Below are 25,655 nucleotides of genomic sequence, written 5' to 3' on the forward strand. Positions count from 1 at the left end.
TCAACGGGCCGGTGCTGCTGCACTGCCCACCATCCGGCTTCCCGCCCCAAATCGGGAGAGGCTACTTTGGCGCAACGCTGCCGCGGAAACCTCGTCCCTTTCGCGTTTCTTCGGCCCTCACACTGCCGAAACTCTATTCGCTGCCCCCATGCAAAAACTGTTCTACCTGGCCCTTGCCTACGGCCTCAGCGCCCCGGCCCCTGCACTGGCCCAGCAGGCCGCCGAAAAACTCGACCAGGCCACCCTGGCCAAAATCCGCGACGAAGGAATGAACCGCTCCAAAGTCATGGAAACCGCGTTTTACCTTACCGACGTGTGCGGGCCGCGCCTCGCCAACTCCGAGGGCCTGAAGCGCGCCAACGAGTGGACGCAGAAGCAGCTGGCGCTGTGGGGCCTGTCGAACGCGAAAATTGAACCCTGGGGCGACTTCGGCCGCGGCTGGGACATCGAGAAGTCGTACGTGGCCATGACGGCGCCCTACTACCACGCCATGATCGGGGCGCCGAAAGCCTGGACGCCGGGCACAAATGGCGTGCTGAAAAAGCAGGTAGTGCTGGTGAAAGCCGCCACCGAGGCCGACCTCGACAAGTACAAAGGCCAACTGCGCGACAAAATCGTGCTGACGGAAGTGGCCTCGGAGCCCAAAACCACCTTCGCCGCCGATGCCAAGCGCTACACTGATGAGGAGCTACAGAAGATGACCGCGCCCGCCGAGCCCCGCCCCGCCCGCGAAGGCGGCGACGAGGCCGCCCGCACGGCCTTCCGCGCCCGCGCCGCCCTGCGCACCAAGATGACGGAAATGTTCCTAGCGGAAGGCGCCGCGGCCGTGCTCAGCACCCGCGGCGGCTCGCACGGTACCTTCTTCACCTCCAACGGCGCCCCCTACGCCGCCGACGCCAAGCCCGTGCTGCCCGAAATCGAAATGGCGCCCGAAGACCAGCTGCGGCTGATCCGGCTGGTGGAAGCCGGCATTGGGGTGGAGCTGGAAATGGACACGAAAACCCGTTTCCAGACCCAGGACCTGAAGGGCTACAACGTGGTGGCCGAAATTCCCGGCACCGACCGGAAGCTGAAAAGCGAAGTGGTAATGCTCGGCGCCCACCTCGACTCCTGGCACGCCGCCACCGGCGCCACCGACAACGCCGCCGGCTGCGCCGTGATGATGGAAGCCGTGCGCATTCTGAAGACGCTGAACGTGAAGCCGCGCCGCACCATCCGCGTGGCCTTGTGGGGCGAGGAGGAGCAGGGCCTGCACGGCTCGCGCAACTACGTGAAAAACCACTTCGGCGACCCGGCCACCATGAAGCTGCTGCCGGAGCACGAAAAGCTGGCCGCCTACTTCAACCTCGACAACGGCTCGGGCAAAATCCGCGGCATCTACGCCCAGGGCAACGAGCAGGCGCAGCCCATCTTCGCCGAGTGGCTGCGGCCCTTCGCCGACCTCGGCGCCACCACCGTCACGCCCCGCAACACCGGCGGCACCGACCACCTGGCCTTCGACGCGGTGGGGCTACCCGGCTTCCAGTTCATCCAGGACGGCCTCGACTACAACACCCGCACCCACCACACCAACATGGACACCTACGAGCGGCTGCAGCCCGACGACCTGAAGCAGGCCTCGGTCATCGTGGCCTCGTTCGTGTATAATGCCGCCATGCGCGACCAGAAGCTGCCGCGCAAGCCGCTGCCCCAGCCGCAGGCGAAGTCGTAAAAGGTGCCGGAAATCAACAACAAGCCCCGCCAGGTTACTGGTGGGGCTTGTTGTTTGCGCGGAATAGAGCCAACAGGTAGTATCCGAAGGCGAATACCACGCCGGACACCACATGCGCTATCAGCACCAGTAACGCAAGGAGTAGTTTGCCCAAGCCGTACTCGTCATGGCCGAAGCTCTGCCATTCGGTGCCTAGGAGCACTACTACGTAACCCAGCAAAAGCAACCTGTTGAACCACAGGAAACGCCGAAAATGCGGCCAGTCCGAAAGCAAGTAAAGGGTTAATATCCAAAGTAGAGGGAGCAGCAACAGCAATAGAAGTAGGTACGGTGCCAGTATCATGTTGTAGCCCGACTTACCCCAACTGCTCCCTGAACAGCCGCAGCGTCCGCTCCCAGGCCAGCTTGGCGGCCGCCTCGTTGTAGCGCGCCGGCGAGGAGTCGTTGTTGAAGGCGTGCTGCACGTCGGGGTATACGAACTGCTCGTACTGCACCCCGTACTTTTTCAGGGCCTCTTCCCAGGCGGCCATGCCGGCATTCACGCGCTCATCCAGACCGGCGTAGTGCAGCAGCAGGCGGGCCTTGATGGTGGCCGCGGCCGCGGCTTCGGGCTGCCGGCCGTAGTACGCCACCGCCGCGTTCAGCTTGGGGTCGTGGGCAGCCAGTTGATTGGCCAGGGCCCCGCCCCAGCAAAAGCCCACGCAGCCGGTTTTGCCGTTCGCGTCGGGGCGGGCGCGGAGGTAGTCCAGCGCACTGAGGTAGTTGCGCAGGTTCTGCGGCGCCTCCAGCTTGCCGATCAGCTCCCGGCCCTTCTCCTCGTCGGTGGGCGTGCCCCCGAACACCGACAGCGCATCCACGCCCAGGGCGAGGTAGCCCGCTTTGGCCACGCGCCGCGTCACGTCCTTGATGTGGGGCGTCAGGCCGCGGTTTTCGTGGATGACTACCACGGCCCCGCGCTTTTTCCGGCCCTTGGGATGCACCAGGTAGCCCTTCATGGCGGTGCCGTCGCCCGGCCAGCTCACGTCCTGCGTCACCAGGTCCTTGTCGTCTTCGGGCACGGTGCCGGCCTCGGCGTAGCCCGGGTCGAGCATGCCCAGGGCGGTGGTGGCCAGCGCGAGGCTACCGGTGAGCTGCACCAGCCGCCGCATAAACTCCTGGCGGGTCAGCGGGCGGTGGGTGTATTCGTCGAAAAGGTTGATGATGCGCTGGTCCACGGAAGCTGGGTGGGTAAGTGACAACGAAAAAGGCGCCTGAATATAAGCGCCTTTACCGGGCCTTGGGCCAGCAGCTACTCGTCTTCGCGGTGCACGGTGGCCGGGCTGAAGGCCGGCACGCAAACCGACCAATACTCGCACTCCTCCGCGAAGGGATTGGAGTAGCGCACCCGCGCCCCGGCCTTGATGAGCAGCGCCTGCCCGGCGGCCAGCTCCACCTCTTCCCCGTCGATTTCGAAGCGCTTGCGCCCCCGCACTACGATGGTAATTTCGTCGAATTCCGGGCACTGGGGCGGCTCGCTCCACTGGGGCGGCGCTACCATGTGCGCCAGGCTGTACTGGCCGGTGCCGGTGCTGGCCAGCCCCACGTGCTCCTCGATGAGCTTGCCGTCGGTGGTGGGCACCACGAAGGGGGCCGGGTTCAGGATATAGCGTTTCTCAGCCATGCGAAGGGGTTAGTTTTGGGTGCCGGGGCAGGCGCCCTGGGTGAAGCTCGTCACGCCGGCGTTGGTGGCCTGGCAGGGGTTGCTGTAGGTTTTGTTGTCGCAGCCGCACACCGGGTTGTACTCCATGGTGCACATAGCGTCCTTGCGAATCTTGCTCGGGTCGATGCAGTCGGCGGCGGTTTCGGTAGGGGCGGCGGTGCGCTGGCAGGCGCCGGTCAGCAGTAAGGCCAGCAGGGGGGCGGCCAGTAGCAGGCGGGTAGGCATAGCAGAAAGGGCTTGGTCGGCCGAAAATACGCGGAAAGCCGGGTCTGCGGCCGTGCCCGGCAGTAAATGCCACGAACTCAGGGCAGAGCCGACGGGGTTAATATATTTTTAAAACTATATTGTTGCCGGCCGGTATTGCTTTTCGCAATGCTGCCTACAACCCGACGGTAGGCCTTCCGTATAGGCAGGTCAAATCGACTGTCGGATATATAGGCAGCGCGGTTTATCAACCCCCGAACCTTTCTTTCAACCACATCCTCCTTCACCATGTCTTACAACGAAGACAACAACACGGGCAAAGTCCTGCTGGCCCTGCTGGCCGGCGCCAGCGCTGGTATCGTAGCCGGTCTGCTCATCGCTCCCGATAAAGGCAGCGCCACCCGCGGCAACCTGAAAAACTACGCCGGCAAATACGGCGACCAGCTCGGCGACCAGCTGAACAAGTTCGGCACCCAGCTCGACGGCTCTTTCAAAAGCCTCGTGGAGAAACTGGAAGACCTGGGCGTAACCGGCGCCGGCTCCAGCCTGAACCTGAAGGGCGACTGGGAACAGTCGAAAGGCAAGCTGAAGCAGCAGTACGCCCAACTCACCGACGAAGACCTGACCTACGCCGAAGGCCAGGGCGACGAGCTGGTGGGCCGCTTGCAGGAGAAGCTTGGCAAAGGCAAGCGCGAAATCGTGAAGCTGCTCAACGACCTGTAGGCCGCAGCCGCTTCCTGCTTCCCAAAACGCCCCGTACCTGCCCGGTACGGGGCGTTTTTTGTGATAACCTTCGCTTCACATTATCGTTAGCAACTACCGGCCCCGGCGGCCACGCGCATTCTTCCCCACTTCCAAACTCATCTGGTTTTTTATGAAAGACAACGGCGGCAAAGTAATCCTCGCCCTGCTGGCCGGTGCCAGCGCCGGCATTGTGGCTGGCCTGCTGATGGCTCCCGAAACCGGCACGGCTACCCGCGAAACCTGGGGCAAGTCGCTCGGCAAGTTCGGCGACGACCTGAGCAAGCTCCTGCAGGACGGTCTGGCCAAGCTCGACGCCCTCAAGGGCGGGGCCTCCGGCAGCGAAGGCGACACCAACACGGACCGCTCCGGCGCCGAGGACGCCCTGGCCGGCTTGGGCGACACCGGTAAAAGCAGCGGCAGCAAAGCAGGTGGCGGACGCAAGTCAGCAGCCGGCTCCGGTGCCAACGCCGGCACCGTCGACGGCCCCGATTCTGCTTCCACCGCTACCTACTCGCAGGGCTCCGGCAGCTCCGATACCGGCGGCACCACTGGCGGCAGCGGGGTGGGCAGCTAACGAAAAAAATCAGCGGCCGCGTAACCTTTCGGTAACACCGCCGTTAATGAAGGTAGAAATTGACTTAGAGAAGTCACTGCCTTGACATTCTGAAGCAAAATTGCCAACAGGTTGAACTTCTGCACGGATTGGTCAAACAACCGTATCAGCAAAATCAGCCTGGTTTTTTCCGGTAAGCTTCTTCAGAGCCTTTAAGCAGTTGAATTAGCTACAGACAATTTCCAAAGAAAGGCCTCGTACCCGCTTAGACTGGTACGAGGCCTTTCGACGTTTGGGAGCCCAGCCCGCGGCGGGGCCCGCAGCACTTTCAAAAAATAATAGGGCAAGGCGTAACCTTCTGGTAACGCTGTCGTTAAAGAATATATAATCGGTTTAAAAGAAAGTCGGATAGACGTTCCAAAGTAAAATTGCCGACCGTAGAGCTTCTGCAAGGATCTGGTAAAACAACCCTGTAGTAAAATCGTACGCGTCCATCGCACATTTCTTTGGTTTGTACTGACTGGAATGGTTAACTGATTTTCAAAAGAAAGCCCCCCGTGCACCTTATTAGCACGAGGGGCTTTCGACGTTTAGATGGCTGGTCGTTCTGGCATCAGAACGACCAGCCGTTTAGCTATTTATTCCACCGGCTTCTCCGATTTCTCGGTTTTCTTCTCGGCCTGCTCCGGCTTCATCTGCGGGAAAAACAGTACGTCCTGAATGGAGTTGGAATTGGTCATGATCATCGACAGGCGGTCGATGCCGATACCCAGACCGGCCGTGGGGGGCATGCCGTACTCCAGAGCGCGCAGGAAGTCCTCGTCGAGCACCATAGCTTCGGTGTCGCCGCGCTTGCCCAGCTCCAACTGGTCTTCGAAGCGCTGGCGCTGATCGATGGGGTCGTTCAGCTCGGAGAAGGCGTTGCAGATTTCCTTGCCGTTGCAGATAGCCTCAAAACGCTCCACCAGGCCCGGCTTCGAGCGGTGCTTCTTGGCCAGCGGCGACATTTCCACCGGGTAGTCGGTGATGAACGTGGGCTGGATTAGCTTGGGCTCCACGTGCTCCCCGAAGATTTCGTCGATGATTTTGGCTTTGCCCATGCTCGGCTCCAAGCCCACTTTCAGGTCCTTGGCGGCGGCGCGCAGCTCGTCTTCGCTCTTGCCGTCGATGTTGAAGCCGGTGTAGTGCTCGATGGCTTCGGCCATGGTGAAGCGCTTCCAGGGGCGTTGGAAGTTGATGACGTTCGGGCCGACCTGCACTTCGGTTTTGCCGTGCAGGGCCAGGGCCACGCGCTCCACCATTTCCTCCACCAGGTCCATCATCCAGTAGTAATCCTTGTAGGCTACGTACAGCTCCATCTGGGTGAATTCCGGGTTGTGGAACCGCGACATACCCTCGTTGCGGAAGTCCTTCGAGAATTCGTACACCCCGTCGAAGCCGCCCACGATCAGGCGCTTCAGGTACAGCTCGTTGGCAATGCGCAGGTACAGCGTCATGTCCAGCGTGTTGTGGTGCGTCTTGAAGGGGCGCGCGGCGGCCCCGCCGTACAAGGGCTGCAGAATGGGCGTTTCCACCTCCAGGTAGCCTTTGTCGTTGAGGTAGTTGCGCATAGCCTGCACCAGGTGCGTGCGCTTCACGAAAGCGTCGCGCACGTGCGGGTTCACCACCAGGTCCACGTAGCGCTGGCGGTAGCGCTGTTCGGGGTCGGTGAAGGCGTCGTAGGTGATTTTCTCGCCCGTGGCCTCGTCCACGCGCTCCTTCACCACCGGCAGCGGGCGCAGGGCCTTGCTCAGCAGCGTGAAACCCGTCACGTGAATGGACGTTTCGCCCACCATGGTCTTGAACACGTGGCCCTTCACGCCCACGAAGTCGCCGAGGTCCACCAGCTTCTTGAAGACGGTATTGTAGAGCTCCTTGTCTTCGCCGGGGCAGATTTCGTCGCGGTTGATGTAGAGCTGAATGCGGCCCGAAGCGTCCTGCAGCTCGGCAAACGAGGCCTTGCCCTTCACGCGAATCGACATCAGGCGGCCGGCCAGGCTCACGTCCTGGAAGTTGTTCAGCTCGGGGTGATAGTTGTCGTGAATCTCCTGGGCGTAGAAGGTCACGTCGAACAGCTCCGACGGGTAGGGCTCGATGCCGAGCTTCTGCAGCTCGTCGAGCTTGTTGCGGCGAATGATTTCCTGTTCGCTAAGGTGGTGCATGGCACGAGGCGTAAAAACAAGGCCCACAGCGGGCCGCGAAAGTCAAGCCGCAAAGATAGACCACGAAGCGCCAATGATGATACTGAAGTACGCATGACAGCAACGGGTGCACCGGCCGTCATTGCGAGCAGAGCCAAGCAATCGGTCCTGGTCACTGCACTGATCAACGCACCAGCCCCGCCCGAAACCAGCGTCTGCAGTTTTGGACGAGGCTGGTTTCAGGCAGCGCGGGTTGTGACGTCGGTGCTGCTAGAGGAACGGTTGCTTGGCTCTTCTTGTGATGACGGCTGGAGTTACCGTCCCGCAAAAACAAAAACCGCCGGCCCAATGGACCAGCGGTTACGTGTATATGCAGTGGTGTAAAGAACCAGGTAGTGCGAAGCTTAGGCGGCCATGCCCAGCTGCGACTCGCCCTCCGTCAGCGTCGGAGCTACGCGGGTGCGCAGGCGCTCCTCCACGAAGCCATGCTGCAGGTGCTTGGGCAGGTTGTGTACCAGCTCCTGGTAGCGCTCCAGGCCGAGGGCCTTGGCCACGTAGGTTTCGTGGATGCCGTTGAGGTAGCTCACGATATCGAGCAGCGACTGGTGAAACAGGCGGAAGTCGATGTCGGCCTCCACGTAGCGCTCAATCTCGCGGCTGGTCTGCGAGATGCGCAGGCGGCCCAGCAAATCGAAGATGGTGGTGTAGCCCAGGCGCCAGGTAATCTGCTGCCAGTGCTGCGCCGTCCACTTCTCCAGCGGCTGGCCCGTTTTCTGACTGCGGATAGCCGTGCTGGGGTTGGCCTGCACCTGCTGCCGCACACCCGCGGCCTTCTGCTTGCGGGTGGTGCGCAGAAACTGCCCGATCTGGGCCTGCGCGTCGATGGCTTTGCCCGCAATCTGCAGCCCGGCCTTGTAGCCGGCCAGCGGCAGGCGGTGGATGCTGAAGTCGCCGTACGAGCCGGCGGCGTAGAACGCCACCGGGCGCGGGTAAGCATTGCGCACTACCAAGCGGCCCACTTCGCGACGAATCAGAGCGGGATTGTTGCTGCGTACGCCGGCCGTGTGCAGGAAGGCCTGTAGCCCGGCCATAATGGCGTGATAGGCCTGCGGGAACGTCCAGTGCAGGGCGTTGCGCAGGTAATCGTCGTCGCCCAGATCAGCCGTAGCGCGCAGGGCGTACTCCGTGCTCCAGCAGCTGTGCAGGCACTTCTGCACCGCGGCGCGGTCGGCGTCGGTCAGCTCCGCCTGGTGCGCGCGGAAGAAAGGTAGATGCTGCAGCCCGCCCGTGGCATCATCCGCCTCGCGGATGTGGTAGCTCAGGGCAAAGAAGTAGTTCAGGAACACCTGCGCCGGGATGGACTTACGCCATGCCTCATCATGCTGAAGCTGTGCGTCGTCGGACACCGGCAATTGCAGGACGTTGTCGGTCAGTTGTTCGTTGTTCGTCATCATATCTGCTCAACGCAAGTTAGCCGGATATGGTGCCGATTTGCTAATATTTTTGGTATGATTTACGTTAAAATTTAGTATTGATAGTCAGTGGTTTATAAGGCAATCTGTTAAATTGTTTGGGCCTTATAATCGACGCCGGTTCTTTGCCGTCTGCCACCTTATTCGTTTAGGACGAGTAGCCGCGCGCCACTCCAATGAAAACGCCCCCGGCGCCGCGAAGGCACCGGGGGCGTTTGCTAAACTTCGTGGCCGGCCGCGCTTAGCGCTTGGTTACCTGCGGGGCGTCAATCTGGTCTTTCACCACCGCTACGGCTTCGCGCAGGTTGATATCCTTCACCAGGTTTTTCGACATGCGGCTGCGGCGGTTCACCTGCACCGAGTCCGACTGCACCGTGCGCAGGTCGGTGGCCAGCGGTGCGATGCTCAGGGCCGGCGCAGCTTTCTGCAGATCGTCGTACTTCTTGGATTCGGCTTTGGCCAGCGCCTGCTCGGCGCGGTAAGTCGCCAGCTTCAGCGACACGCTGGTGTCGTCCTTGCGCTTGCGCATACGCTCCACGATATCGGTAACCAGCTTAAAGCTCGGGCTGGCGGCCACGCGGGCCGAGCTACCGGCTTTCAGCTTGTCGAGCTGCGGGGCCTGCTGCCAGGCACGGTAGCGGGCGGGGTTGATTTCGTCCCACTTCAGCGGGTAATCCGAATCCTTTTCGCCCTGGTCGAGGTAGCTGTAGGCGTCGGGCAGGATGATGTCCGGCACCACACCCTTAAACTGCGTCGAACCCCCGTTGATGCGGTAGAACTTCTGCGTGGTGAGCTTCAGCGAGCCGAAGGGCTTGATGGCGTTAAACTCGGCGGGCAGGGCGTCATCGAGGTTGAAAATACGCTGCACCGTGCCTTTGCCGTAGGTGCTGGTCGAGCCCATGATGACGCCACGCTTGTAGTCCTGAATGGCCGCAGCCAGAATTTCCGAAGCCGAGGCGCTGTACTTGTTCACCATCAGCACCAGCGGGCCGTCGTACTGCACGCGCGGGTCACGGTCGTTGAGCACCTGGGCTGAGCCCTGACCCGAACGTACCTGCACCACGGGGCCGCTGTCGATGAAGAGGCCCGCCATTTCCACCGCGTCGGTGAGGGAGCCGCCACCGTTGCTGCGCAGGTCAAACACGATGCCCTGTACGTTTTCGGCTTTCAGCTTCTCCAGCTCCTTTTTCACGTCCTCGGCCGAGCTGCGGCCGCCCTTCTCGTCGTTGAAGTTGGCGTAGAAGGTAGGCAGGCGCAGGTAGCCGATTTTCTTGCCGCCTTCGTTGATGACGGCCGACTGCGCATAGGTTTCCTCCACGATAACCACGTCGCGGATAATCGGGATGATCTGGGTGCTGCCGTCGGGCTTTTTCACCGTCAGGCGCACTTCGGTACCCTTGGCACCGCGGATAAAGCTGATGGCTTTGTCGAGGCGCATGCCTTCAATGGTCACCGGCTCGGCCGGGCCTTGGGCTACGCGCTGAATAATGTCGCCGGTTTTCAGCTGGCCCTGGCGGTACGAAGCCGAGCCGGGGATGATGTCGGCGACCTTGATCTGGCCGTCTTTTTCCGACAGCGTGGCGCCGATGCCCTCGAAGCGGCCCGTCATGGCAATGTCAAACGACTCCTTGTCCTTCGGGGCGAAGTACTCGGTGTGCGGGTCGTAGGTGTTGGCAATGGTGTTGGCCCACAACGCCAGCCGGTCATTGGCGTCGTTCTGCATCATGTCGCTGAACTGCTCGTCGAAGTACTTCAGCACGCGCTTGCGGGCTTCGGCTTCCATCTGCGTCGCGCTCAGGGCGGCGTCGGTGGCCTTTTTCGGGTCCCGCTTGGCTTGCTCGTCCTGAATTTCGGCCAGGCGCGTCATGGTGTGGTATTTCACGTAGCGGCGCCACTCGTCGCGCTGCGCGGCTTTGTCGGCCGGGAACTGGGCCTTGTCAAAGTCGGTCTGAAACGACTCTTCCACGCTGAAGTCGATGGGCTTGCTCAGCAGCTCGCGGTACAGGCCCTGCACCTCTTTGGTGCGCTGGCCCACCAGCTGCGTCGAAAGCTCCAGAAACTCGTGCGAGCCGCGTTTTACCTCGTCGTCAATGTCAGTCTGGTACTTGCGCAACTGCGCCACGTCCGACTGCAACAGGAATTTCTTCGAGTAGTCGATGCGCTTCAGGTACAGGTCGAACACCCGCTTCGAGAAGTTGTCGTCAATCTGTTCGGGCTGGTAGTGCGCCTGGCTCAGGCCCTGCAGCATGGCCTTGATCAGCACTTCTTCTTTTTCGGGCGCGGGGGCATCGTTGCCCCGGTAAAGCTTGTAGGAAGCCAGCACGAACACTGCCATGACGACAGCAGCGTACAGACCTATTTTCAGGCGGATGAATGACATGGGCAGGGACGCGGTAAAAAGTGGTGTTGAGATGTACGTAAAGCCGCACCGAATGGGTATGGTCAAAAACCGGCCCATTCATCTTGCTAAACCAGCCTCGCTGGGCAATAGTGCCAAGGAATGGTTTCCGAGCTATAGAAACAAAAAAGACCTCCCCGGTTGCGGGGAGGTCTTGATAGCCAGTCTTAAAAAGTTGACTGGAGGTCAATGCTAGCCCGGGGCTAGTAGTAGATACGGTCGCCGTTGTTGCGGCGGAACTCGTCCTGGAAGTGACGGGCATCTTCTTCGTTGCGGGGTTTCACGCCCATTACGATGCCGCCGTTCTTGATGTCGTGCTCGTATTCGGCAGCCCGCTCTTCGGGAATGCCCGAGCCCACCAGGGCGCCTACCAGGCCACCCGTCAGGCCACCGGCACCGGCACCGGCCAGGGCAGCGGCCAGCGGACCGGCGATGATCAGGCCCAGGCCCGGCAGGGCCACCGAGGTACCGATGGCGGCAATGGCACCGATTACGGCACCAGCCGTGCCACCGATGGCCGAGCCTACGCCGGCGCCTTCCATGGCTTTGCTGCCCAGTTCGGTATCCGGCGCATCATCGCCGAAGTGCGTCTTGCGGGTGTCGTCCGACATCAGCAGGTTCACGTCGTCTTTGGTGTAGCCGCGCGACGAGAGCGATGAGTAGGCGCGCTCGGCCGATTCACGGTCGCGGAAAGTCGAGGTCAGGTAGCGGTTCGACGACTGGTAGTTGTCGCCGTACGTTTGGCTCTCACCGGTTACGGCGCGGGCGGCGTCGCCGGCGGTATTCTGCACGGCATCGATGCCGCGGCCCACTACGGCGCCGGGCGTGCCGGCAAGATTGGCGCCTTTTTCGGTGGCGCTGAAGTCGTGGTGGGGGTTGGAGCTGGTTTCGTCAATGCCAGCGCGGTTTACCGGAGTCGTCGACGAAACATTGCTGCTGCTATTGATATCCGAGGCGCCCATGGCGCCGCTGCCCGTGTGGCCGGTAGTACCGTAGCCGGCACCTGCACCGGTGCCCGAGTTGGCGGGATTCTGGTCGTTATTCATTTCTGCTTTGGTTTTGGTTGGATGGTAGGGAAGGAGTTTCAACGAATTCTGCATCGAGGGGTCGAGCTTACATTCGTTTGGCTACCTTAACGCGGGCCTTTCCATCCGGGTTGCGTTGGGTGGCACAAAAGGGCGGGATGCTTGGCCGTTGCCACGGTGGAAAACTGGCCCGATGGGGCCGGAAGCGGGAATTAAAAAAAGCGGAGCCGCATCCAGTGCAGCTCCGCTTCGGTGTTGACGCCCCCGGTGCGTTATTCAACCATTGCCCCTGAAAACTGCGCGTAGTTCTTTTCGTCGCGCCAGAACTCGCGGCATTCGGTGCGCAGGCCCGAGAGAAAGTCGGGGTTTTGCTTTAGCTCGCGCCAGGGACCCAGGCCCAGCCGCTCACAGAGCTTGAAAAAGTTGTCGCCCTGGCCCTTGGAGCCTTCCACTTTCACCAGGCAGCTCAGGATAGGGCGGCCGGCGGTGTATTCGGTTTCCGAAATTTCGGCCAGCAGCTCGTTCAAGCGCGATTTTTCGTGCGAGATGTCGAGGTTGAGGCCCAGTTCCGCTTCTTGGACCACTGTCAGGTAGCTGACGGTGCCGGTCTGGTTCCGGGAGTAGTTGATGAGAAAGCGGCGGACGCGAGTTATCATGTGGGAGGTAAGGGGAGTTGAGAGGGGTTAAAATACAAAAAAAGCCCGTGGCGTAGGACAATTCCAACGCCACGGGCCGCGTTCCAACAACTATGCCATTGAGTGTTAGCGCACTTTATTTTTGCGCCGCTCCATTTCGCGCTTGATCAGGAGGAATTCCCGGCTGCTTTGGCCCGCAATGGCAGTGTTTTCGTCGGCGCGGCGCAGCAGGTAGGGCATCACCGCTTCCACCGGGCCATAGGGCACGTACTTCGCGGTGTTGTAGCCGGCGTGGGCGAGGTTGTAGCTCAGGTTGTCGCTCATGCCGTAGAGCTGGGCAAACCACACCCGCTCGTCGCCGGGGGCGAGGCCGGCATCGGCCAGCAGCTCGGTGAGCAGGCGCGAGGAGGCTTCGTTGTGGGTGCCGGCGCAGATGGCAAGGCGGTCGAGGTGAACCACCGAAAAGCGCAGGGCTTCGTCGTAAAGGTCGTCGGTGGCCTGCTTGGTGGGGTTGATGGGGTTCGGGTAGCCGCGCTGCTGGGCCACGCGGGCTTCCTTTTCCATGTAGGCACCGCGCACCAGCTTGGCCCCCACGAAGTAGCCTTCCTGCGCGCCCCGCTCGTAGTCGGCCTGCAGGGCCTCGAGCCGGTCGTGGCGGTAGAGCTGGTAGGTGTTCCACACGATGGGGCGCTGCTGGTTGTAACGGCGCATCATGTCGCGGGCCAAATCGTCGATGGTGTCCTGAAACCAGCTTTCCTCGGCGTCGACGAAGATGCGCACGTTCCGGTCGTGGGCGCGGCGGCAGAGCATGTCGATGCGCTGCTGGGCCCGCTCGTAGGCCTGCTGCTCCAGGATGGTGAGCGACTGGCCGGCCTGCACTTTCTCCAGCAGGGCGCTGTCGGCCACGCCCGTCACCTTGAACACCGAAAACGGGATGTGCGGGTTGCCGGCGGCCAGGTCAATGGTGCGCAGCAGCTCGTCGCGGGTCTGGTCGAAGCTGCCTTCGCTGCCTTCGCCCTCCACCGAGTAATCGAGGATGGTGCCGATGTGGTACTTGCCCAGCTCGGCAATGACGGGCTTGCATTCCGCAATGGTTTCGCCGCCGCAGAACTGCTTGAAAATGGTGTGCTTGATGATGCCCTTGGTACCCGGAATGCCCCAGCTCAGCGCCTTTTTCATCACGCCGCCGCCAAAACTCACCAGAGCATTGTTGTTCATGGCAGCGAACAGGGCGTACATCTGGCGCAGCTCCGCGTCGGATTTGCTGGCGAAGGCCACGGCGGTGTTGTCGAAGGAAACGGCGGGGTGGGTCTGGGGCTCGGGCATGCGGGGCGGGGAAAGAGTGGGGGCGCGAAGATAGCCACGAAACATCGGACCAAGGGCCGTAGTTTAGCAGCTAGAACGCGCCGGTGGCGCCCTCACAACGCTTACGCGGCAAGGGGAGTTCGGCCCCGGACCGGCCGGCCCCGCGGCCGCCGCTTTCCATGGAAATCGATACCTATTTCACCCGCCGCCTGGCCCAGAAGGGCCAGCCACTGCTGTTTGCCGGCCCCTGCTCGGCCGAAACCGAAGAACAGGTAATGGCCACGGCCCGCGGTCTGCAGGGCCTGGGCGTCGATTTGTTCCGGGCCGGCATCTGGAAGCCCCGCACCCGCCCGGGTTCCTTCGAGGGCATCGGCACGGAGGGGCTGCGCTGGCTGCAGCGCGTGCGGCAGGAAACCGGCCTCGCGGTGACGGTGGAAGTGGCCACGCCGCGCCACGTGGAGGAAGCCCTGGCCCACGGCGTCGACGTGGTCTGGATCGGGGCACGCACCACGGTGAACCCCTTCGCGGTGCAGGAGCTGGCCGAGGCGCTGGGCGGCACGGGCGTGCCGGTGATGGTGAAAAACCCCGTCAACCCCGACCTGGCCCTGTGGGCCGGGGCGCTGGAGCGGCTCGACCGCGCCGGCGTCACGGACCTGGCCGCCATTCACCGCGGCTTCAGCACCGGCGCGCCCAGCAAGTACCGCAACGCGCCCACCTGGGGCATTGCCATCGAGCTGAAAACGCGCTTCCCGGAAATTCCGCTGATTTGCGACCCGAGCCACATCACCGGCCGCCGCGACCTGCTGCTGCCCGTGGCCCAGAAGGCCCTCGACCTCGACTACGACGGGCTGATGCTGGAAACCCACCCCGACCCCGACCACGCCTGGAGCGACGCGGCCCAGCAGGTGACGCCCGCGCGCCTGGGCGAGATGATGCGCGAGCTGAAGCACCGCTACCGCAGCACCGACAACGCCGACTACCTCAACAAAGCCGAGGAGCTGCGCCAGAAAATGGACGTGGCCGACCAGGAAATCATCGAAGCCCTGGCCCGCCGCATGGCCCTGGTGGAGGAGCTGGCCGAGTACAAAAAGCAGAACAACGTGAAGATTCTGCAGCTGGACCGCTGGAACGACATCTTCAAAAGCCGCCCCGAGTGGGCCGCCCGCCTCGGCGTGAACGACAAGTTCGTGGCCGAGCTTTACAAGCTCATTCACATCGAGAGCATCCGCAAGCAGACGGAAATCATGCAGCGGCCGGAGTAGCGGCTACTGGCCCGTGCGGCGCGGCGCGTAGGTATAGGTCTTGCGCGGCGCGTCGCGGCACAGGCCCTGGTCGATGGTGAGCTTGCCATCAACCAGGGTATAGGAGGCCGGCGAGGCGCTGAGCCAGCTGAAGGTCATCAGCTGCGCGTTGGCGGCGCAATCGGTCGAACCGGAGCTGAGCTGGTAGGTGCCCGTCTGCACGGCTTGCCCGTTTTGGTACTCGGTCACGTTGCCGTTGCCGTCTAATTCGATGGCCTCGTCGGGCGTGGGCGTGCCGGGCGGGCAGTAGCATTCGAGGCGGCTCAGCTGCCAGTAGCCGGCCAGGCCGTCGGGCTTGGGGGCGTCTTTATCGGCTTTGCAGCCGCCGAGTGAAAGGCCGCAGAGCAACAGGACAGTGGTACGTTTCATGGGCTAAGGGGAAATGTCAGCAGGACAGCAGCGGCCGGCTACTGAGCCGCTTCCAGCCAGCGGTAACGGCTCAAGGTTCCGTCGAGGCACATATTGCCGTCGAGCAGCAGGTAAGGGCCCTGGAGCTGGTAGGCGAAGGTGGGGCTGTACTCAGCGGGTGTCGCGGCCTGCAGGCGGAGCAGGCGCAGGGGCCGCAGCTGGGTGCAGAAGTCGCCGCTGGCCGGGCGCAGGCGGTACTGCTGGGTCAGCTGTTCGCCGCGGTAGATGCGCACGGTGCTGTCGGGCGCAAACTCGATGACCTCGCGGATGGTGGGCGCGCTGGCCGGCAGCATGCCGCCCGTTGAGCTTTCCAGCTCCCAGCGGCCAAACACGCTGGCGCGCCCGGGCGCATCCTCTACGGGGTCGTCGGAGCAGGTCAGGGTTTCGCAGGCGGTTAGCAGCGGCAGCCCGGCCAGCAGAAAAGCGCGGGAGAGGAAACGAGGCATAAACCAATCGATGTGAAGCAGGAGCCGCGGCTGCAAAACCGGCCCGGAGCTGGAATAAAGCCGCAAGTGGAAGAGGCGGCGGGGAGTCGTTAGGTTGCATGTTGGCCCCGGTTTCGCGTACAACCATGTCGAACCCCGAACTTAGCGCCCCATGACCGATTACCTCCACCTTGGCGCCGCGGCCCTGCCCGCCCTTGCGGCCCTGCTCACGCGGCCCGGCACCACGCAGGTAGCCGTGCTGGCCGACGGCAACACCGCCCGCCTGTGCTACCCGGCCCTGCAGCCCCACCTGCCCGCCGGCCACCGCCTCATCGAAATACCGGCCGGTGAAGACTACAAGACGCTCGAAACCTGCCAGCGGGTGTGGGACGAGCTGACCGAGCACGGCTTCGACCGGCACAGCGTGCTGGTGTGCCTGGGCGGGGGCGTGGTGACCGATCTGGGCGGCTTCTGCGCTGCGCTTTACAAGCGCGGGCTGCGCTGCGCCCTGGTGCCCACCACCCTGCTGGCCCAGGTCGATGCGGCCATCGGCGGCAAGACCGGCGTGGACTACCACGGCTACAAAAACCACCTCGGCGTGTTTCAGCTGCCCGAAGCCGTGTGCATCGATACGCGGTTTCTGGCCACGCTCGACCCGCGCGAGCTGCGCGCCGGCTACGCCGAAATCGTGAAGCACTGGCTGATTGCCGACGCCGACGCGTTTTACCAGGGCCGGCAGCAGGGCCTGTTCGTGGAGGACTGGCTGCCGGTGGTGGAGCAGTCGGTGGCGGTGAAGCAGGGCATTGTGCGGCAGGATCCCACGGAGCGCGGGCCGCGCAAGCTGCTCAACTTCGGCCACACCGTGGGCCACGCCCTCGAAAGCTACCTGCTGCTGCAGGGGCGCGCCATTCTGCACGGCGAGGCCGTGGCGGCGGGCATGATCTGCGAGGCCTGGCTGTCGGTGCAGAAAGGCCTGCTCGACGCCGAGGCGCTGGACAAAATCGAAACCTTCCTCTTCACCGTGTTCGAGAAAGTGCAGTTTGTGCTGCTCGAAACCGAAGCCATTGCCGAGCTGGCCCGCCAGGACAAGAAAAACCAGGGCGAAATCATCAACTGCACCCTGCTGCGCGGCATTGGCGAAGGCGCCTACGACCAGCCCGTGACCCTGGCCGAGCTGGCCGCCGGCCTGCGCTACTACCACCGGTTGTAAGTTCGCCGGCTCAATATCCATCACCCGCGCGGCTCCGCGCGGCGCTACCCGTTGCCTACGTGCTGTCCCCTCAGTTTCCCGATTCGCTCACGCTGCGCTGGTCCGGCGGCCCCCTGCGGGGCACGGCCCTGCTGCCCGCCTCCAAAAGTGAAAGCAACCGCGCCCTCATCATCCAGGCCCTGGCCGGCGCGGGCACGCTGCACAACCTCTCCGAAGCCAACGACACCCAGCTGATGCGCCGCCTGCTGGCGCACCCCGCGGCCACCGAGTTCGACGCCGAAGACGCCGGCACCGTCATGCGCTTCCTGACGGCCTACCTGGCCGCCACCGACCGCCGCGCCCTGCTCACCGGCACCGCCCGCATGCAGGAGCGCCCCATCGGCGTGCTGGTGGATGCCCTACGCCAGCTCGGTGCCCACATCAGCTACGAGGCCCGGGAGGGCTACCCGCCGCTGCGCCTGCGGGGCTGGCAGCCCACCAGCGGCGCCCCGCTGAGTGTGCGCGGCGACATCAGCAGCCAGTTTATTTCGGCCCTGATGATGATTGGGCCGCTGCTGCCCGCGGGGCTGCATTTGCAGCTCACCGGCGCCATCGGCTCGCGGCCCTACATCCTGATGACGGCCGCGCTGATGCGCCACTTCGGAGCCGAAGTCGACGTGCAGGCGCGGGAGGTGCACGTAGCCCCGGGGCCCTACCAGCCCGCCGACTACACGGTGGAAGCCGACTGGTCGGCGGCCAGCTACTGGTACAGCCTGGTGGCCCTGGCGCCCGAAGGCTCGCAGCTGCACCTGCCCGGCCTGCGCCGCCACTCCTGGCAGGGCGACCAGGCCATTGCCCGCCTGATGGAGCCGCTGGGCGTGCGCACCGAGTTCGTGGCCGACGGCGTGATGCTGTACCAGCGCCCCGCCGAAGAACGCGCTGCCCGCGTGGCCATGAACTTCACCGACTGCCCCGACCTGGCCCAGACCATTGCCGTCACCGCCGCCGCCACCGGCGTGGTGGTCGACATGACCGGCCTCGAAAGCCTGCGCATCAAGGAAACCGACCGTATCACAGCCCTGCAGCGCGAGCTAGCCAAGTTCGGCGCCGTGCTGGCCCCCGCCGGCCGCGACATATTCCAGGCCTCGGCCCCGAACCTGCACGTGGGCGGCCAGACCGTGCACACCTACCACGACCACCGCATGGCCATGGCCTTTGCTCCGCTGGCCCTGCGCGGCGACGTGACCGTGGAAACGCCGGCCGTGGTGCGCAAGTCCTACCCGTTTTTCTGGGAAGAGCTGCGGCAGGCCGGGTTCGAGCTGTAGCGTGGCCTTTGGCCCGCGTCCGCCTGAGCGGTGGTCGTTGAGCGGAACCGGCAGGACGAGTGAAATGACTACCGGCCGGACGCGGGCTGAAGCCGGCGCTACTCCGTGCCCAACCCCCGGAAGTACGCCGCCGACTGCCGCAAACGGCTGCCGTACCAGCTGAACAGCTCCCCGTCGACCACCAGCACTCGGGCCTGCGGGCAGATGGCCTGAAATTCGGCCACGTGCTTCGGCTGAAACGGGTAGGGCTCGGAGGACAGCAGAATCACCGCCGGATTGGCTGCGGCCAGCTGTTCCGGGCTGATTTCGGGGTAGCGCGTGTGGTCCGCGAATACGTTGCGGAAGCCGGCCCGCGGCAGCATCTCGTGGATAAACGTGCCCGCCGCGGCTACCATGTAGGGCTGCCGCCAGATGAAGTACGCGGCCGATTGCAGCTCCGGGGCCGCCGGCAGAGCTGCAAACGACGCGCTGATTTCGGCGGTGAGCTGCTCCGCGCGCGTTTTGGTGCCCGTAATCAGGCCCACGCGGCGCATCATGTCCAGCGCGTCGTCCAAGGTCACGATGTCGCTCATCCACACCGGGTACTGCGCCGCCAGCTGCTCGATGCCTTCCCGGTAGTTTTCCTCCTTGTTGCCGATGATGAGGTCGGGCTTCAGCGCGGCAATCCGGTCGAAGTGAAAGTTCTTGGTGCCGCCCACGACGGCCGCCTGCTGGCGCGCTTCGGCCGGATGCAGGCAGAACTTGGTCACGCCCACCACCCGCGCCGCCAGGCCCAGGTCGAAGAGCAGCTCCGTCTGCGAGGGCACCAACGACACGATGCGCCGCGGCGGAAACGGCACGGCCACGCGCCGGTTCATTTGGTCCGTGACGGTGAGGGGCGGAAAGACGGGCGGCAGCTTGAGCACGGGTTCGGGGTAGGGCGGCAAGATACGGCTTCGGCCCGGCAGCGGGGCACCGACCCGCAGGCCCCGCTGCCGGGCCGAAGCCGGTGCGTTGGCCGGGCGCCAACAACGACCCGGCCGGCGCGGCAGAAGCAGGAGCTTCTGCCGCGCCGGCCGGGGGCATCAAGCAGGTAGCCGCTCGGCTGCTACGCGAGGCGCTGGTTCAGGGAGCCGTTGGAAGTGTCGGCGCGCTGAAACAGCCAGGCCGAGCCCAGCCAGAAGGCGGCAAACACCACGCTGATGCCCCATTCCTGGGGTTTTACCTCGATGTGCGAAACGAGGAGCGCCACGACCGGAACCAGCAGCTGCAGCAGGGCTGCGGCTCCCGTGGCGTAAGCCATGCTGCGGGCCTGAAAGCGCCCCATCAAAGCCCCGCCCAGCGCCAGCAGGGGCACGGCCCCGCAGAGCAGGTTGGCCGCGTTCGGGCCGCTGCCGATAAAGCCCACGGCCAGGTTGGACCACACCAGCAGCAGCGTCGTCAGCACGGCCCCGGCGGCCGCCAGCCGGTACACCACCGGGCCCCGCCGGCTGGCCACCAGCTCCAGCGCCAGCCCGACGCTGAACAGCAAAGCGCCCATCACAATGAAATCGAGCGGGCTCCAGTTGACTTCGGCCGTGAACTGCATGGCCACCAGCGGGACCAGCAGCAGGGTAGCGGTGATGAGCGAGACGCGGGTGAGGCTTTTGGAGAGGTTCATGACGTTGGAGGTTTGTGCTAACGCGGTGCAGTGACAATGCAAAGGAAGTAAAGAACTTTGAGTTTCAAAGTAATTTACGAATGATTTTCTTTGCGGTTGCAGCAAAGTGCATGATTAACAAGGAGATGTCGCCGGCGGAGGGCCGGTTCTCAGGCCGTCAGGCCGCCCGCCGCGCTGTTTGCCTGAACCGTGGCTTGATCTGCCGCCGGTACCGGATGGGCTATACCAAGCGGTAGTTGCGGTACTCAAACAGGCGCTTACCCGTCAGCTGCTCAATCCAGTGCAGCACGCGGTTTTTCAGCTTGAAGTGCTTGCGCGTCACGTCGATGTCGACCTGCCAGTTCTGCCGCTCTACCCGCGCTTGCATCACCGCCGGGTGGGTGCCCTCGAAGCGCCGCAGGGAGTCGTAGTCGTCGAAGTTGAAGGCTTCGGCCGCGGCCAGCGGGTGCTGCTCGGGCGCGCGGCCCTCGTCCCAGAGCGAGTCGAGGTTTTTGATTTTGGTGAGCATCTGCTGGGGGCTTTTCACCCAGCCGTAGTGGTACACGCTGGCGTGAGCGGGCTTCACGCGCAGCTTCTCGCCCTCGCGCCGGAAGCCCTGCGCGTCGCGGTAGGAGCGGATGGCCTTGTCAGGGCGCACGATGCGCACCTCCCGCCGGTACCAGCGCCGACTGTCGCCCACGTAGTCGTAGGTGCCATAGAAGTGGGTGTAGTCGAACAGCAGCCCGTCCACTTCCGGGTTGTGCAGGTGCTCTTTGCAGGCCTTGCGAATGGCGTGATGGTACTGCTCGTGCACCACTTCGTCGGCCTGGATGTAGAAGGCCCAGTCGGCGTCGGGCCGGATCTGCTGGAAGGCCTTGTCCGTCTCGGCCGCCAGCACCGCGCCGCCCTTGCGCAGGGCCGGGTCCCAGGTGGAGTGCACGATGCGAATCTTGGGCGAATCGATGCTGCGGATCAGCCCCTCGGTGTCGTCGTCGCTGTCGCCCACGCTCACCACCATCTCATCGACCACCGGCAGGATGGAGCGGATGGCCTCCACGATGGGGTAGTCGTTGATGACCGCGTTGCGGATGATGGTGAAGCCTGAAATGACCACGGTTTCGACGGATTTTTCGGATTACACGGATTTTGTGGACGATTCAATCACGGATTCGTGCGGATTTGACGGGTTGCACGGATTTCGTGGACGATTACCAACAGCGGCCGGATATCAGTAGGTGAAAGAAACTCCAAGCTGTCGGTCGACGGGCCCAGGAGGGCAAAAATACCAACGCCACGGCGAGGAGCCGTGGCGTTGAGAAAAGAAGGACGCCAATCGTTCACGAAATCCGCGTAATCCGCAAAATCCGTCGAATCCGTGGTCTACTTGAAATACCGGAAGTCGTGCCCGTCCTCAATGCGCAGCAAGGACTCGTAGATCAGGTTGATGACGTTCTGCACGTCGTCGTGGCTGACGGTTTCGACGGTGGTGTGCATGTACTTCAGCGGCAAGGAAATCAGGGCCGAGGCCACGCCGGCGCCGGCGTAAGCAAAGGCGTCGGTATCGGTGCCGGTGGCGCGGGTGGCGGCGGCGCGCTGGAAGGGAATTTCCTTTTCCTGGGCCGCCTCGATGATCAGGTCGCGCAGGTTGTTCTGCACCGCCGGGCCGTAGGTGATGACCGGACCTTTGCCGCAGTGCAGGTCGCCGGAGGTCTTCTTCTCGTACATCGGCGACTGGGTGTCGTGGGTCACGTCCGTCACGATGGCCACGTCGGGCATGATGCGGTGGGCAATCATTTCGGCCCCGCGCAGCCCGATTTCCTCCTGCACCGCATTCACGATGTAGAGGCCGAAGGGCAGCGTGTTGCCCTCTTCCTTGAGGCGGCGGGCCACTTCGGCAATCATGAAGCCGCCGATGCGGTTGTCCAAGGCCCGGCCCACCAGGTACTTGCCGTTCAGCTCCATCAGCTCGTCCTCGAAGGTGACGACCGAGCCCACGTGGATGCCCATTTCCTCCACTTCCTTCTGCGAGGAGGCGCCGCAGTCCAGGAAAATAGTTTCGATGGTCGGGGCCTTGTCCTGCTCCACCTTGCGCACGTGGATGGCCGGCCAGCCAAACACGGCCCGCACCGGCCCGTTCTTGGTGTGGATCAGCACCCGCTTCGACGGGGCAATCAGCGCATCGGAGCCGCCGTTGCGGCGCAGGTAGAGGTAGCCCTCCTTCGTGATGTAGTTCACGAACCAGCTGATTTCGTCGGCGTGGGCCTCGATGACCACTTTGTACTTCGCCCCGGGGTTCACGACGCCGACCACGGTACCGTAAGTATCCACGAAGTACTCGTCGATGTAGGGCTTGATGTATTCCAGCCACACCTTCTGGCCTTCCTTTTCGAAGCCGGTGGGGGAATGGGTATTCAGGTATTTTTCGAGAAACGCGAAGCTTTCCTGGCGCATGGGTTGGGAAAAGGGCGGTTAGGTTAGTTCACCCGCGGGTGAAGAGACGGGATAAGTAAGGCAATCAATATACCGCTGCCACCAATAAGCAACAGCCAACGGCTGGCTTTGATAGGGTCGGAGTCGAGGCCGGAGCCGGGGTCCGACCAGTCGCCGCTAAACAGGGACGCCAGCGTAATAACGACCAGCAGCGCCCCCAGAAACCAGCGCCCGACCTTAAACCGCAGCAGCACCCCGATAACAATCAGCAGGACGCCTAATCCGCCTACGATACTTTGGGCCAACTGCCAGTTCATGCGGCGCGGGGAAGTTACAGGGGAATATTCCCGTGCTTTTTACGCGGCTGCGGGTCTACTTTGTTTTCGGGCCTTGTGGTAAATACCTCAGGAAGTAAAGTCTTTTACCAGGCGAACGACAAAGACAATTGCCAGAATATTTACCGCAATGACCACCAGCCAAAGCGCCATTTGCCAATCCCACAGGCTGACAACGGCTCCCAGTCCATTGAGAATGGTCGCTGCCAAAGCAAAGCCGTAGGCCGCCGCCATGATGGACCTGGAACGTTTATCCGCAAGGCCGACCGCACGGGCAAAGGCCGGAACGAGCGGCGTATACCGGAAGGCCAAGCCGAGGGCAAAGGCTAGCAAGCCGGCAAACAGGAAAAACAGCGTGGGAGCCACCGGCGCCATCGGGCGGTTGGGCTACAGGGGAATATTGCCGTGCTTTTTGCGCGGCAGCTGGTCCACCTTGTTTTCGAGCATCTTGAAAGCGCGGATCAGCTTCTGCCGCGTCTGCGAAGGCAGAATCACCTCATCCACGAAGCCGCGGTGGGCCGCCCGGTAGGGCGTGGCAAACTTGCGCTGGTACTCGTCGACCTTCTCCTGCAGTTTGGCTTCGGGGTCGTCGGCGGCGGCTATTTCGCGCTTGAAGATGATTTCGGCCGCGCCCTTGGCGCCCATCACCGCAATTTCGGCCGTGGGCCAGGCGTAGTTCATGTCCGCCCCGATGTGCTTCGAGTTCATCACGTCGTAAGCCCCGCCGTAGGCTTTGCGGGTAATGACGGTGATGCGCGGCACGGTGGCTTCGCAAAAGGCGTAAAGCAGCTTGGCGCCGTTGGTGATAATGCCGCGCCACTCCTGGTCGGTGCCGGGCAAAAAGCCGGGCACGTCCTCGAGCACCAGCAGCGGAATGTTGAACGAGTCGCAGAAGCGCACGAAGCGGGCCGCCTTGGTCGAGGCGTTGATGTCCAAGACGCCGGCCAGCACCGCCGGCTGGTTGCCCACGATGCCGATGCTGCGCCCGCCCAGCCGCGCGAAGCCCACCACGATGTTCTCGGCGAAGTTCTGGTGCACCTCCATGAAGGAGTCCGCATCGATAATGCCGCTGATAACCTCGCGGATGTCGTAGGGCTGGTTGGGGTTGTCGGGGATGATCTGGTCCAGCTCCGTCCGCAGCTCGTCGCCCTGAGCGTCGTAGGGGTACACCGGGGCGGTGTCCTCGCAGTTCTGCGGCATGTAGCTCAGCAGCTGCTTGAGCTGCTGAATGATGGCCACCTCGTTGGGCGCGGTGAAGTGCGTCACGCCGCTCTTGGTGCTGTGGGTGCTGGCGCCGCCCAACTCCTCGCTGGTCACGGTTTCGTGGGTCACCGTCTTCACCACGTTCGGGCCGGTCACAAACATGTAGCTCGTGTCCTCCACCATCAGGATGAAGTCGGTAATGGCCGGCGAGTACACCGCCCCGCCCGCGCACGGCCCCATGATGGCCGACAGCTGCGGCACCACGCCCGAGGCCAGGGTATTCTTGTAGAAGATGTCGGCGTAGCCGCCCAGGCTCACCACGCCCTCCTGAATGCGGGCCCCGCCCGAGTCGTTCAGGCCGATAACCGGGGCGCCATTTTTCATGGCCAGGTCCATGATCTTCACGATTTTCTCGGCGTGGGTTTCGCTCAACGAGCCGCCCAGCACCGTGAAATCCTGCGAGAAAACGTAGGTCAGCCGGCCGTTAATCGTGCCGTAGCCCGTCACCACGCCGTCGCCGAGGTAGTATTCCTTGTCGAGGCCGAAGTCCTTGGAGCGGTGCATCACAAACTTGCCGATTTCCTCGAAGGAGCCGGGGTCCATCAAGAGGTCCAGCCGTTCGCGGGCCGTCAGCTTGCCCTTCTTGTGTTGGGCGTCGATGCGGGCCTGGCCACCGCCCAGCAGGGCCTCGGCGTTTTTCTGTTCCAGTACTTCGAGTTTGCTCAGCTTCGGGTCGGCGTGCGGATCGGACATAGGGTGGGAGAGGGGATGCGGAAGGTCAGTTGGGAAGGGAGGCCAAAGGTAACCCACAGGCTCAAAAAAGCCGAACGGGTTTTGGCGGGGCAGCAAGAAGCTGGGTTTTGAGTCGTTATTTTGGATTGGTGATTCTACAGAAAGGATAAGCAATGACTAAATATTTGACCACATACTTCGGTGAAGTTGATTTCGGAAAGCTTGATGAATGGTATGAAACAGCGTTTGAAGTGAATGGAAAGCAAGTCGAAGTGTCTATGACAATTTCGAAAGCATTCAAAACCATCGATGAAAGTGATATTCGAAGGGTCGATGACTATGTTGCTGCTTTGCAAAATCATGAAAAAGATATTCGGACATTACTGCAACATGATTTCGCGCAGAAAGGCGCGACAAGAGAGTATATCGACCTCCAGATAGGAAATCAAGACAAGGACGATATTGCTGAATTAATCGAGAATGTTGGCAAGAGAATAACTAAAAGAGAAAAACTACTGTCAATTATGAGCTTGCTAAGAGTGGTATTTTATCCGGAGAAAGAAGATGATATGTTCGCAGTATTTGATTATACAATCGATGAAGATTTAACTGACGATGTGCTAGCGGTTAAGCTACGCAAAGACAGTAGTGTTTCACTTGCTATAGAAAGTTGACTGTGTAAACACTTTGCCGCAACACAAAAAAACGGCCGGCTCCCTCGCAGGAACCGGCCGTTCTTCATGCATTCCAGGCTACTTACTTG

Annotated in this window: 26 protein-coding genes; 7 read left to right on the top strand and 19 right to left on the bottom strand. The window is 62.6% G+C overall.

What is annotated here, in order from left to right; translation table 11 throughout:
- The first annotated feature begins 148 nt into the window (after positions 1 to 148).
- Complete coding sequence (locus DLM85_RS14160) at positions 149 to 1,711, top strand: M28 family metallopeptidase (protein ID WP_111478768.1); 1,563 nt, start codon at positions 149 to 151, stop codon at positions 1,709 to 1,711.
- Between the two features lie 34 nt (positions 1,712 to 1,745).
- On the opposite strand, the gene DLM85_RS14165 is transcribed toward DLM85_RS14160, so the two are convergent.
- The 4 genes from DLM85_RS14165 to DLM85_RS14180 form a co-directional block, all read right to left on the bottom strand.
- Positions 1,746 to 2,027: a hypothetical protein gene (locus tag DLM85_RS14165; protein ID WP_111478769.1), complete on the bottom strand. Its 282-nt coding sequence runs from the start codon at positions 2,025 to 2,027 to the stop codon at positions 1,746 to 1,748.
- Between the two features lie 40 nt (positions 2,028 to 2,067).
- Positions 2,068 to 2,925: a dienelactone hydrolase family protein gene (locus DLM85_RS14170; RefSeq protein ID WP_111478770.1), complete on the bottom strand. Its 858-nt coding sequence runs from the start codon at positions 2,923 to 2,925 to the stop codon at positions 2,068 to 2,070.
- A 74-nt stretch (positions 2,926 to 2,999) separates the two neighbouring features.
- The gene (locus tag DLM85_RS14175) at positions 3,000 to 3,371 is read right to left on the bottom strand and encodes a cupin domain-containing protein (RefSeq protein ID WP_111478771.1); all 372 of its coding nucleotides are present in this window, start codon (positions 3,369 to 3,371) and stop codon (positions 3,000 to 3,002) included.
- A gap of 9 nt (positions 3,372 to 3,380) precedes the next feature.
- Positions 3,381 to 3,635, bottom strand: coding sequence for a Kazal-type serine protease inhibitor domain-containing protein (locus DLM85_RS14180; protein WP_111478772.1), 255 nt, complete (start codon positions 3,633 to 3,635; stop codon positions 3,381 to 3,383).
- 267 nt (positions 3,636 to 3,902) lie between these two features.
- On the opposite strand from DLM85_RS14180, the gene DLM85_RS26295 reads away from it, so the two are divergent.
- Entirely contained in the window at positions 3,903 to 4,337 is a 435-nt protein-coding gene (locus DLM85_RS26295) for a YtxH domain-containing protein (RefSeq protein WP_111478773.1), read from the top strand.
- A gap of 151 nt (positions 4,338 to 4,488) precedes the next feature.
- Positions 4,489 to 4,932: a YtxH domain-containing protein gene (locus DLM85_RS25775; RefSeq protein WP_111478774.1), complete on the top strand. Its 444-nt coding sequence runs from the start codon at positions 4,489 to 4,491 to the stop codon at positions 4,930 to 4,932.
- A 617-nt stretch (positions 4,933 to 5,549) separates the two neighbouring features.
- On the opposite strand, the gene lysS is transcribed toward DLM85_RS25775, so the two are convergent.
- From lysS to DLM85_RS14220, 6 genes are all read right to left on the bottom strand, one after another.
- Entirely contained in the window at positions 5,550 to 7,112 is a 1,563-nt protein-coding gene (lysS, locus tag DLM85_RS14195; RefSeq protein WP_111478775.1) for a lysine--tRNA ligase, read from the bottom strand.
- A 383-nt stretch (positions 7,113 to 7,495) separates the two neighbouring features.
- Entirely contained in the window at positions 7,496 to 8,545 is a 1,050-nt protein-coding gene (locus DLM85_RS14200; RefSeq protein ID WP_243635963.1) for a hypothetical protein, read from the bottom strand.
- Between the two features lie 259 nt (positions 8,546 to 8,804).
- Complete coding sequence (locus tag DLM85_RS14205; RefSeq protein WP_111478776.1) at positions 8,805 to 10,943, bottom strand: carboxy terminal-processing peptidase; 2,139 nt, start codon at positions 10,941 to 10,943, stop codon at positions 8,805 to 8,807.
- A 221-nt stretch (positions 10,944 to 11,164) separates the two neighbouring features.
- Positions 11,165 to 12,007 carry a hypothetical protein gene (locus DLM85_RS26300; protein WP_341537768.1) on the bottom strand — a complete coding sequence of 281 codons (843 nt, stop codon included), beginning with the start codon at positions 12,005 to 12,007 and terminating at the stop codon, positions 11,165 to 11,167.
- Between the two features lie 251 nt (positions 12,008 to 12,258).
- On the bottom strand, positions 12,259 to 12,642 hold the full coding sequence (locus tag DLM85_RS14215) for a hypothetical protein (RefSeq protein WP_111478777.1): 384 nt from the start codon (positions 12,640 to 12,642) through the stop codon (positions 12,259 to 12,261).
- A gap of 105 nt (positions 12,643 to 12,747) precedes the next feature.
- On the bottom strand, positions 12,748 to 13,947 hold the full coding sequence (locus DLM85_RS14220; RefSeq protein WP_111478778.1) for a proline dehydrogenase family protein: 1,200 nt from the start codon (positions 13,945 to 13,947) through the stop codon (positions 12,748 to 12,750).
- Positions 13,948 to 14,105: 158 nt separating this feature from the next.
- On the opposite strand from DLM85_RS14220, the gene DLM85_RS14225 reads away from it, so the two are divergent.
- A complete protein-coding gene (locus DLM85_RS14225; protein ID WP_111478779.1) occupies positions 14,106 to 15,188 on the top strand; it encodes a bifunctional 3-deoxy-7-phosphoheptulonate synthase/chorismate mutase type II in 1,083 nt (360 codons plus the stop codon).
- A gap of 3 nt (positions 15,189 to 15,191) precedes the next feature.
- Here DLM85_RS14225 and DLM85_RS14230 read toward each other — a convergent pair whose 3' ends face one another.
- Both DLM85_RS14230 and DLM85_RS14235 read right to left on the bottom strand, forming a co-directional pair.
- A complete protein-coding gene (locus DLM85_RS14230) occupies positions 15,192 to 15,596 on the bottom strand; it encodes a hypothetical protein (RefSeq protein ID WP_133257061.1) in 405 nt (134 codons plus the stop codon).
- A gap of 38 nt (positions 15,597 to 15,634) precedes the next feature.
- Positions 15,635 to 16,081, bottom strand: a complete 447-nt coding sequence (locus DLM85_RS14235) for a hypothetical protein (protein WP_133257062.1) — start codon at positions 16,079 to 16,081, stop codon at positions 15,635 to 15,637.
- A 151-nt stretch (positions 16,082 to 16,232) separates the two neighbouring features.
- On the opposite strand from DLM85_RS14235, the gene aroB reads away from it, so the two are divergent.
- Positions 16,233 to 17,270: a 3-dehydroquinate synthase gene (gene aroB, locus DLM85_RS14240; RefSeq protein ID WP_111478782.1), complete on the top strand. Its 1,038-nt coding sequence runs from the start codon at positions 16,233 to 16,235 to the stop codon at positions 17,268 to 17,270.
- A 59-nt stretch (positions 17,271 to 17,329) separates the two neighbouring features.
- Positions 17,330 to 18,574, top strand: a complete 1,245-nt coding sequence (locus tag DLM85_RS14245; protein ID WP_243635965.1) for a 3-phosphoshikimate 1-carboxyvinyltransferase — start codon at positions 17,330 to 17,332, stop codon at positions 18,572 to 18,574.
- Positions 18,575 to 18,672: 98 nt separating this feature from the next.
- Here the strand turns inward: DLM85_RS14245 and DLM85_RS14250 are convergent, their stop codons facing one another.
- The 7 genes from DLM85_RS14250 to DLM85_RS14280 all read right to left on the bottom strand — a co-directional run bounded on the left by DLM85_RS14250 (position 18,673) and on the right by DLM85_RS14280 (position 24,913).
- Positions 18,673 to 19,479, bottom strand: coding sequence for an ABC transporter substrate-binding protein (locus DLM85_RS14250; RefSeq protein WP_243635966.1), 807 nt, complete (start codon positions 19,477 to 19,479; stop codon positions 18,673 to 18,675).
- A 182-nt stretch (positions 19,480 to 19,661) separates the two neighbouring features.
- Positions 19,662 to 20,213 (bottom strand): hypothetical protein, encoded by a 552-nt coding sequence (locus tag DLM85_RS25495; RefSeq protein ID WP_165822141.1) that lies wholly within the window; start codon positions 20,211 to 20,213, stop codon positions 19,662 to 19,664.
- A 220-nt stretch (positions 20,214 to 20,433) separates the two neighbouring features.
- Positions 20,434 to 21,306, bottom strand: a complete 873-nt coding sequence (locus DLM85_RS14260; protein ID WP_111478783.1) for a glycosyltransferase family protein — start codon at positions 21,304 to 21,306, stop codon at positions 20,434 to 20,436.
- A 266-nt stretch (positions 21,307 to 21,572) separates the two neighbouring features.
- Positions 21,573 to 22,643: a M42 family metallopeptidase gene (locus tag DLM85_RS14265; RefSeq protein WP_111478784.1), complete on the bottom strand. Its 1,071-nt coding sequence runs from the start codon at positions 22,641 to 22,643 to the stop codon at positions 21,573 to 21,575.
- A 23-nt stretch (positions 22,644 to 22,666) separates the two neighbouring features.
- Positions 22,667 to 22,939, bottom strand: a complete 273-nt coding sequence (locus tag DLM85_RS14270; protein WP_111478785.1) for a hypothetical protein — start codon at positions 22,937 to 22,939, stop codon at positions 22,667 to 22,669.
- 87 nt (positions 22,940 to 23,026) lie between these two features.
- Positions 23,027 to 23,323: a hypothetical protein gene (locus tag DLM85_RS14275; protein WP_133257063.1), complete on the bottom strand. Its 297-nt coding sequence runs from the start codon at positions 23,321 to 23,323 to the stop codon at positions 23,027 to 23,029.
- Between the two features lie 21 nt (positions 23,324 to 23,344).
- Positions 23,345 to 24,913: an acyl-CoA carboxylase subunit beta gene (locus DLM85_RS14280; protein WP_111478787.1), complete on the bottom strand. Its 1,569-nt coding sequence runs from the start codon at positions 24,911 to 24,913 to the stop codon at positions 23,345 to 23,347.
- 164 nt (positions 24,914 to 25,077) lie between these two features.
- On the opposite strand from DLM85_RS14280, the gene DLM85_RS14285 reads away from it, so the two are divergent.
- On the top strand, positions 25,078 to 25,566 hold the full coding sequence (locus DLM85_RS14285) for a DUF2004 domain-containing protein (RefSeq protein WP_207891029.1): 489 nt from the start codon (positions 25,078 to 25,080) through the stop codon (positions 25,564 to 25,566).
- Positions 25,567 to 25,655 lie beyond the last annotated feature (89 nt).

The organism is Hymenobacter edaphi, from assembly GCF_003258365.1.
Classification (GTDB): Bacteria; Bacteroidota; Bacteroidia; order Cytophagales; family Hymenobacteraceae; genus Solirubrum; species Solirubrum edaphi.